General features: G+C 67.7%; 9 protein-coding genes and 1 pseudogene. 2 read left to right on the forward strand and 8 right to left on the reverse strand.

The annotated features are described in order from the left end of the window. Positions 1–200 precede the first annotated feature (200 nt). Positions 201–584 (forward strand): annotated as a pseudogene (locus tag BST47_RS29880) (Stf0 family sulfotransferase); the annotation flags it as partial. Between the two features lie 3 nt (positions 585–587). On the opposite strand, the gene BST47_RS29885 reads toward BST47_RS29880, so the two are convergent. Further along, positions 588–1,349, reverse strand: a complete 762-nt coding sequence (locus BST47_RS29885; protein WP_083129356.1) for a trans-aconitate 2-methyltransferase — start codon at positions 1,347–1,349, stop codon at positions 588–590. On the opposite strand from BST47_RS29885, the gene BST47_RS29890 reads away from it, so the two are divergent. Next, positions 1,348–2,580 carry an alpha/beta hydrolase family protein gene (locus BST47_RS29890; RefSeq protein WP_083129357.1) on the forward strand — a complete coding sequence of 411 codons (1,233 nt, stop codon included), beginning with the start codon at positions 1,348–1,350 and terminating at the stop codon, positions 2,578–2,580. The two genes, BST47_RS29885 and BST47_RS29890, sit on opposite strands and share 2 nt — an antisense overlap. Here BST47_RS29890 and eccE read toward each other — a convergent pair. From eccE to BST47_RS29925, 7 genes are all read right to left on the reverse strand, one after another. After that, the gene (gene eccE, locus BST47_RS29895) at positions 2,536–3,480 is read right to left on the reverse strand and encodes a type VII secretion protein EccE (RefSeq protein ID WP_083129358.1); all 945 of its coding nucleotides are present in this window, start codon (positions 3,478–3,480) and stop codon (positions 2,536–2,538) included. The genes BST47_RS29890 and eccE overlap by 45 nt on opposite strands. Further along, complete coding sequence (mycP, locus tag BST47_RS29900; protein ID WP_083129362.1) at positions 3,477–4,859, reverse strand: type VII secretion-associated serine protease mycosin; 1,383 nt, start codon at positions 4,857–4,859, stop codon at positions 3,477–3,479. Before mycP ends, eccE begins: the two co-directional genes overlap by 4 nt. Positions 4,860–4,867: 8 nt before the next feature. Beyond that, entirely contained in the window at positions 4,868–6,307 is a 1,440-nt protein-coding gene (gene eccD, locus BST47_RS29905; RefSeq protein ID WP_272937657.1) for a type VII secretion integral membrane protein EccD, read from the reverse strand. After that, positions 6,286–7,167: an ESX secretion-associated protein EspG gene (locus BST47_RS29910; RefSeq protein ID WP_083129359.1), complete on the reverse strand. Its 882-nt coding sequence runs from the start codon at positions 7,165–7,167 to the stop codon at positions 6,286–6,288. The genes eccD and BST47_RS29910 overlap by 22 nt, the downstream gene beginning before the upstream one ends. A 6-nt stretch (positions 7,168–7,173) precedes the next feature. Further along, positions 7,174–7,464 carry a WXG100 family type VII secretion target gene (locus BST47_RS29915; protein ID WP_083129360.1) on the reverse strand — a complete coding sequence of 97 codons (291 nt, stop codon included), beginning with the start codon at positions 7,462–7,464 and terminating at the stop codon, positions 7,174–7,176. Between the two features lie 36 nt (positions 7,465–7,500). Beyond that, positions 7,501–7,794 (reverse strand): type VII secretion protein EsxS, encoded by a 294-nt coding sequence (locus tag BST47_RS29920; RefSeq protein WP_083129361.1) that lies wholly within the window; start codon positions 7,792–7,794, stop codon positions 7,501–7,503. 56 nt (positions 7,795–7,850) lie between these two features. Further along, a partial coding sequence (locus BST47_RS29925; protein ID WP_474623431.1) for a PPW family C-terminal domain-containing PPE protein occupies positions 7,851–8,462 on the reverse strand: 612 nt, incomplete at its 5' end.

Below are 8,462 nucleotides of genomic sequence, written 5' to 3' on the forward strand. Positions count from 1 at the left end.
GTTCTCCACCCGCGCCCACGCCCCCACCGCCGCACCACCCCGGCTGCGGTGCGCCTGCTCCACCAACGAATCGAACACAAGTTCGACATTAATCGTCGCGGCGCTACCCAACCAGCAGCTCAACCCCACCCTGTGGACAGAACCGCCATTGGGGATAAGTTGCTTGCAGTGAGTCAAAGGGTTGCGGAATCCGCGCGGACGTCCACCGCCCCGAAGTTGTCTCTCAGGCCGTCTCGTTCTGGCGCGCTGTACAGACCCGCGTCTGGCGCGGACGCCCCGATCCCCGACGCGACTCCCGCGCGGAGTACCACGCAGGAGCGATCGCCCACGTCGTCACGATGCTGCGGGAACAGGACAAGGGCTGGCGTGGCTGGTTCGACGAGGAGGGCGTCACACCAATCGAGGTGGCGTATCCGGTGTTGTGGCGAAACCTCACCCAGATCGTCGGCGACATCCTCGAGGCGCTGGGGCAGGATCGCCTACTGGCGCCAGCGCCGGTGCTGGAGCGCCAGGCCGACCAACGCTCCGACGTGTGGGTTGACCGCTACCGCGCCGACGCGGAGCGCGACGGGCTACCGACCTGACACTCACTTCACCTGTGCGACAACAAATATCCGGCGGAACGGGAAGAATGTCGTGCCGTCCGCTCGCTTTGGGTAGGCCTCGTCGAGCAGCGGGATCAGCTCCTCACGGAACTGCTGCCACTGTGTCTCGTCGAGCCGGCTCTTCACCGGCGTCAGCGCTGTTCCAGTGATCCACTGCAGCACCGGATTCTCGCCGCTGAGCTCGTGGACATAGATCGTCTCCCACGCGTCGACCCGACAGCCTGCGTCAGTGAGCAGCGCGGCGTATCCCGCCGCGTCGTCGACCTGCCCCTCGCGGAACGGGAAGTCCTGCAACAACTCTGACCAACGGTCGCTACGGGCGAGCGTGCGGACGGCCTCGTGCGACGGGGCGTTGAAGTTGCCAGGAACCTGCATCGCGATCCAGGCTCCGGCTGACAGCTGACCGGCCCATCGGACCAACAGCTCAGCGTGGTCGGGCACCCAATGCAGCACCGCATTGGTCAGCACGACGTCAGTGTCCGGTTGCGGCACCCAATCGCCCACATCGCCCACATCGGCATCGACACCGCGTTCACGCGCCGCCTGCACCATTTCCGGTGAACTGTCCCAAGCCTCGATGGTGGCGTCAGGCCAGCGTTGCGCCAGGCTGACGGTGAGGTTTCCCGGACCGCATCCAAGGTCGACCACCCGCCGTGGCGATTCGGCCGCCACCCGCGACATCAAGTCGAAGAACGGCCTGCCGCGGTGGTCGGCGAAGGTCAGATAGACGTCGGGATTCCACATGGGGCCAGTCTTGCACTCGGGTTACGATGCGGACGTGACCACTTCGGACACCACCCCGGTGGATCCGCCCATTCCCGTTCCCGACGTCCCCGGGGCTGACGCGACCGTCCAAGGACTCCCGCGTCGCGCCGATCTCACGCTGCGCCAGCGACTCATCGTGGACTCGTCCGCAGTGGCCGACATCGCCCTGCGCACCGCCATCGCCTCGCTGCTCGCGACGACGATGCTGCCGACGCTCGTCGGTGGGCTGCGCGGCAGCCGAGCGCGGGCCGAACAAGATCAATTGAGGTTCTACGCCGAACTGGCGTCGGCGAAAGACCCCACGTTGTCCTTTCCCGCGCCGACCGAGGTGCCGCGCGTCGCGTCACGCCCAGCCAGTCCGATCGCCGAGTGGATCGCCAAGGGCAACGTGCACAACATCCGTTTCGACAGCAGCTTCGAAGCCGTCAATCCGGCGTTGCGTGAACAGTGCCAAGGCTTCACGCGCAACAACGTGGTGCACGCCCAACACTGGCGCCACGACGACGGACCCCACCCCACACTGTGCGTGATTCACGGCTTCATGGGTTCGCCGTATCTGTTCAACGGACTGTTCTTCTCGCTGCCGTGGTTCTACCGGTCCGGCTACGACGTCCTGTTGTACACCATGCCATTCCACGGCAGCCGCGCCGAAAAAGGCTCACCGTTCAGCGGTTACGGCTTCTTCGCGAACGGCTTCTCCGGCTTCGCAGAAGCAATGGCACAGGCCGTGCACGACTTCAGGTCAATCATCGACTACCTGGAGTTCACCGGCGTCGACCGCATCAGTCTGACCGGAATGTCGTTGGGCGGCTACACCTCTGCGCTGATCGCCAGCGTTGACGAACGGATCCAGGCGGTCATTCCGAACGTCCCCGTCGTCGCGCCCGACCAGACCGTCGACGAATGGTTCCCCGCCAACAAGGTCGTCCAATTGCGGAGCCTGCTGTCGAATACCGACTCGGAGCTCACCAAGGCCGCGGCACGGTTCTCGTCGCCGCTGAACTACGAGCCTCTGGTTCCCAAGGGCCGGCGCCTGATCATCACCGGTCTCGGTGATCGGCTGGCGCCGCCCGAGCAGGCCGAAATGCTATGGGAGCACTGGGATCGCTGTGCGTTTCACTGGTTCCCCGGCAACCACATCCTGCACGTCAGCCAGCCTGACTACCTACGCAGGATGACCCGCTTCATGCGCGATTTCATGTTCGACTGACCAACGGCCACCTACCATCCATCCAGCCGGCTCGAGCAGTCCCTGTGGCAGTGGACTGCTCGGGATGTCGAGGCGTTCCGCCGACCCCGGCGCCAACGCGGTGAGCAACAGTCCGTGAATACCGGGTTGGGCCGTGAGACCGGAGATCGGCGTACCGCGCACCGGCTCGGCAGTCCGGATGGCGCACAGTGCTCGCACCGTGGGTTGTGCTGAGGTGCCACCGAATTCGAGTGCTGTCCACGTCTCCGTTGGCTGCGACCACAACTCGGCAAGCCGACCGGGGAGGCCGTCGTCGACCGGGATTCCGTACGCCGAAACGAATCCGCTGTCCTCCCGGACTCCGCGCCACTTCTCGCGGCCGCCACCGGTCAGCGGAGTCGGCGCCTCGTCGACGATGACCGCCAGCAGACCGCCTTCGCGGAGGTGATCGGCGAGTCGGCGACCGACGATCTGGGCCGTGTCCGACAGGGGGAGGTCGGCGGAACGGGCCTTGAGCGCCGCCAGGTTGTCGACCGCGCGCAGTGTCATGCTGATCCAGGTCGTGCGAACGCCATCGTCGTCGCGGTTGGTCACCCGGACCTTGTCGCAACGGACGCCGAACCGTTCGACGTACCCGGCCACCGTCGGCAGCGACAGGCCCATGCCGGCCGGATCGTCGACGTGCAAAACAACGGTGGCTTCGCCGGCCACCGCTGGCTTCGGCTTGGAGTGGTTGCGCCGCCATATCGCGAATACACCTCCGATCATCTCTGTCACGAACAGTCCACGCCACCAGGCGGATACGAACAGTGTGACGCCGATAGCGACACCGAGGATCCACCAGTCGGTGTCGGAGTCCCACGGATAGGCCATGGCCGCGGGAACGATGAGAAGCAGCGCGAACGCGATTCGGATGGTCACTTTGTCTCCGTCTTTCGTCGTTGGGCGGCGACCCCCGCGGTGACGGCGGCGACCAGCGCCAGCACACCGGTGCCGACGAACGCGAACGTGCGCGGCGTGTTCTCCGGTGGTGCCGGTTGAGGCGGGGCCGCTATGGGTTTGGGTCGAGGTTCACCGGTGACGTCGCTCGCGGCGCTGACGTCCCACGTCAACGACGCGACGGCATCCACGAGCCCGGCGCCGGTCAGGTTGGACGGCGCGCGAGCCGCCCCCTGCGCGCCCGCCGTCAGTCGCTCGACCACCTGCCCGGCGGTCAACTCCGGAAATCGGCTGCGCACCAACGCCGCAACGCCGGAGACATACGCCGCGGCGAAGCTTGCGCTGTTGAGGGGGAAAAGCTCACCCTGGTCGCTGGGCAACGCGTTGGCGAGCCCGCCACCGTCGGCGTTTCCGACCGAAGTGATGTTCTCGCCCGGCGCCGCGATGCCCACCCACGGGCCGGCCATCGTGAAATCCGAGGCCGTGCCGGAGGAATTCAACGAGCCGACGGACAGGACGTACTGCTGCCACCACGACGGGATCGAGATCTCGGTGACGCCCGCCCAGTTTCTCGGGTCCTCGGGGCGGCCGGGATCCGACAGCGGATTCGACGGACACGCTGAACCAGGATTCAATCCGGCCTTGTTGTTTCCGGCCGCCGCGATGATGACGGCGTCCTTGTCGACCGCGGCGTAACGCAACGCGGCACCGAGCTCGGTCTGGTCGACGGTCTTGTTGGCGGGCAGGCACGTCACCGCCGAGATGTTGATGACGCGGGCACCGAGATCGGCCGCGCGAACGACGGCCCGTGCGAGTGTTGCGACGTCGAGCGCCACCCGTGCGGTCACGGGATCCTCCCCGGAGTCACGAGGTGCGTATCGCGCCGACGTCGACCGTATCGACAGGATCCGCGCGCCAGGTGCAACTCCCGAGAAATCGTCGTCACCCGGCTGTCCGGCGATGAGGCCGGCCACCAGAGTTCCGTGTCCGTCGCAGTCCACCAGCCCGTCGGTGGTTTCAACGAAGTCGCCGCCCGGGTCGACGTTCGGCAGGCGTGGCCCTGGCCGCACGCCGGTGTCGAGTACCGCCACGAGTTGTCCGTCGCCGCGGCTGTATTTCCACGCCCCGGAAAGGTTGAGCATCGACGAGTTCTGATTCACCGCACCGGGATCGCTGCCCGGCAGCACACCGGTCGCGACGCACGGGTTGCGCTGCGCCATCGGCTGTACGGGACCCGGCGCCCCCGAAGGCGGTACCGTCCCGGCGTCCAGTTCGGGCGGCGTGATCGCCCCTGCCGCAGGACAACCCACCGTCGCGACGGCCAGCATCGTCGTCGCGGCCGCAAGCGCACTACGCAGCATCGCGGGCGTCACCGATTCAAGACCCAGGCGAACAGTCCAACCAGATACGCCAGCACCGGAATCAGCGACGCGTCGACACCGGAAGCGAGGAAACCGACGAGACGACGCATCGGCAACGAATAGGTGTCCGGCGATGCGACCCGCGGGGCGAGCGCCGCGAACACGAAAACGGCCGTCAGACCCGCCAGTGCCGCCAGTGTCCACCAGGCCGCGCTATAGCGGCCCTCGGCGGCGAACCACACGAGGAACAGGGAACCCATCAGGAACGGCTGGGCGAGCAGCCACGCCTTGCACGGTGCGGAGTCCCACACCCGGGCGCGCAACACGGCGCCGAGCGCGACCGCGCCCACGACGTACCACGCCCAGTACGACACTCCGGTCGGGCCGGCAATCAGCGAGGTGCCCACGGTCCCGAGCACCACACCGCCTGCGACGAAACCGGTTTGGTGCGAATCGGTCACGCGCACCCGGCGCGGGAGGTCTTCGAGCACTTTGAGCGAGGGCGGCGGCGGCGTCGGGTCGCCCGGCGCGGGGATCACCGGCGCAGGCAGGCGCGACCACGTCGCGGAGAGTTGCGGGGCCTGCACGGTGACCACGAGGGCCAGCACGATCAGGATGGAGGCGATGACGACGGTGTCCAGCTGCCAGATCGTGACAGCACCGGCGGTGAGGACGGCGGCGACACCCACCACGGTCACCGCGGTGAAGACCGCGATGGCGCGCTCTGCGACGGTGATGCTGACGATCGCCCATGCCGTCACGCCGGCCGCGGCAAGCAGCACCTGCGCCGCGCCGGTCTCGCCGGGTACGGAGAGTCCGAGAGCCGCGGCGATCGGGGCCAGCGCTGTGATCGACAGTGCGGTGGCCAGTTTCGGCGCGCGCCCCCACGCGAGCATGGTGACGAGCACGGAGAGCACCGCGACGCCGCACGCCGCGATGAGCCCGGCGTAGCCGCCGACTGACAGGCGGTGCGCAGTAGCGAACACCGTTGCGGTCAGGGTGAGTGCGATCACGGCGAGTGTCGCACCCCGCTGGATATGGCTTGCACTCCAAGGCTTTTCTCGTGCGGCGGAGAAGATGACCGCGGCGTCGCCGATGTCCTCCACGATCCGCGGCGCGGGCGGCCCAGCCGGTACCGGTTGCAGCGCCAGCAGATCGCCGTCGACGACGCCGACGGTGTTCAGTGTGGCGTCGAGGCTGAACGGCGCACCACCGATCGGGGCGAGCGAAAGCTGCACCGAGTCAGAGGAGTCGCCGTAATCCGTCGCCATCGCCATTCGCTTCACCGCGGGCAGGATCTCGCGCAGCGGAAGCTCTGTCGGCAGCGCCATGTCCGTGACTCGACCGCCGCCCGCAGAGTCTGGGCCGCCCGAGGCGAGCACGGCGACGCGAACGATGGGCATCACCGCCGAGGAGTTGGTGCCGATCAACTGACTGTCTGACGCCATTGCTGGTGTTCCGTTCTCTGGTCCGAGTCGAAGTCTCGGGTCAACTGCTGGTTGGGGAACCACGGCCCGTCGGGCAGCGTGGAAGTGAGCCGCTCCATCGCGGTGGCGATGGCCAGCGGTGTGCCTGGGGTGAAGGTCGAAATCCATTCCCCATCGAAGGCTTTCGACGGGGTGACGAGGACACGCCCTTCTCGAGTATCGACGACGCTGACGCCGACATTCGTGCTGACGCGATGGCCGTCGCGGTGGTCGCCGGCGACGATCTCCACATAGCTGCGGTCCGGCGCGTACGCCGCCGTCACGACTGCGCGCGCTGTCGCGGGGATGCCGAGGAACTCGATGACGTCATCGAGCGCGGCGCCGTCGCGCAGTTGCTCGTCGGCGCGCGCCCCGGTCCGTGCGGGAATGGTGAACTCCTCGAATTTGGCGGGCGGCCGTCCCGGCAGCCCAGCGGTCAGGACGGGCACCAGTGCCTGCGGATGGTCGATGTTCAAGGCGGTCAGCGTGATCAGGCCGCCGCCACGCAGCGCGACGGTGTGCTGATCGGCATGTTCGACGCGACGTGCGACGTGGCCGCGCAGCATGTTTCCGGATCCGCGAACGAATCTGAGGTCGATCCAGCGCCGGGGCCGGCACGTCGTCGTGACCCATTGGCGAACACCGGGATCGATGACCCCGTCCCCGGTCATCACCCCCAGTGCCTGCAGCTCCGCAGAGAGCCTGGCCGCGACCGCCGCGCGCTGCGCGTGGTCGCTGTAGGGCGGCGTGATGGCGAGAACCCAGGGAAAGCTCCCTACGCCCAACTCATCAGCGACAAACCAGGCCTGCTCCGCGGTCAGCTCGACTGCGTTAGCGGTCAACGAACCTCAGCCACCCCACTTGGCGCCTTCGGCCGCGTCGCGGGCGCTCATCGACATGGTGTTCGTCTCGTGGGTGGCCGCCATAGCGCGGTAGGCCCGCACGAGTTCCTCGAGGCTGGTGTTCCATTGCGCCTGCCACGCCTGGTAGGTCATTCCGGTATCGCCCTGCCACGCGCCCGCCAGCGCCGCCTGCTCGGCGGCGATGTCCGCGCCGACGCCGTGCATCGCACCGGCATAGCCAGCCATCTCGCCTGCGTGCCCGAGCATCGCCGGGTAGTTGTACAAGATCTGCGACATCAGGTTCTCCTCTCGTCAGTTCGGGAAGTTCAGATCTCAGATTGCGGTGTAGGTGCTGGCCGCTGCGGCGTCCTCGGCAACGTATGTGCCTGCGGCGTCGCCGAGGTTGATCTGCGCGATGTCGAGCAGCGAGTTGATCTTGGCGGACACCTCGATGAAGCGGGCGTGCGCGGCCTGGAAGGCTGCGGACGATTCGCCCATGTGGAAGGCCTGCGCCGACTGCGCCGCCTGCTCGGCCTGGGCCATGGTGCTGCGCATCAGCGCAGCCTTGGCGGCGAACGCGGCCTCCGATGAGACCAGCTGCGGGATGTGAGCGTCCAACATGCTCATGGCTTTTCCTTTCGATTCTTAGCTCTGTCGTGGACGGATTCGGTCGGACAGTCTGCTCAGTTGCGCGTTCCCCCCTCTTGGTCCCAGTCGCCGGGCAACATGGGTTCTGTGGGACCGCCGCCGAACGAGTCGCCGGCGAGCTCGCTGAGACCGGTGGCCTGCTCCGTCTCCGGCTTCGTTGCGGCACCGGTGAAACCGACTGTCCCAGAACCGCGTTCGGACGCGCGCATGCGCGAACGCGGTTCCGGCGGGGTGTCCTCGGCTTCGGGTTCGTAGTCCATGTACGCGTCGGCGTACTGGCGCTGGTGGATCGGCTGCGCACGCTTACGGCGGGCCTTGCGTTTTGCCAGCGACGACGCCGCCGCGGCGGCCGCGGCAGATGCCGCGATGTCGGATGCGGGCGCTTTGGCTGCGATGCCGTCCCGGAACGTCGGGGAGACACCGCCGTCCGGGCCCGCTCCGGGAACCACGTACGGCAGCGCCGCGCCGACACCCGGTGCGGGCGCGGCGCCGGCGGGCGCAGACCCGGCGCTGACCGACGGTGACGGCGCGGCAGTTCCAGTGGGCACAGTCGGTGCCACCGATGTCATCGGTGGCAAGCTCTCCGCCCGCGCCACCGGAATACGTGCGGGGGCCGGCGCGGGCGCGGGGGCCTGTGTCTTAATAAC

It is taken from the genome of Mycolicibacterium tusciae, assembly GCF_002086795.1.
Classification (GTDB): domain Bacteria; phylum Actinomycetota; class Actinomycetes; order Mycobacteriales; family Mycobacteriaceae; genus Mycobacterium; species Mycobacterium tusciae.

Coding starts and splice junctions, on each gene's coding strand:
- BST47_RS29890 (WP_083129357.1), top strand. CDS start 1,348: ATGGGGCCAGTCTTGCACTCGGGTTACGATGCGGACGTGACCACTTCG.
- mycP (WP_083129362.1), bottom strand. CDS start 4,859: ATGCTGCGTAGTGCGCTTGCGGCCGCGACGACGATGCTGGCCGTCGCG.
- BST47_RS29915 (WP_083129360.1), bottom strand. CDS start 7,464: ATGTCGCAGATCTTGTACAACTACCCGGCGATGCTCGGGCACGCAGGC.
- BST47_RS29920 (WP_083129361.1), bottom strand. CDS start 7,794: ATGAGCATGTTGGACGCTCACATCCCGCAGCTGGTCTCATCGGAGGCC.
- BST47_RS29885 (WP_083129356.1), bottom strand. CDS start 1,349: ATGTGGAATCCCGACGTCTATCTGACCTTCGCCGACCACCGCGGCAGG.
- eccD (WP_272937657.1), bottom strand. CDS start 6,307: ATGGCGTCAGACAGTCAGTTGATCGGCACCAACTCCTCGGCGGTGATG.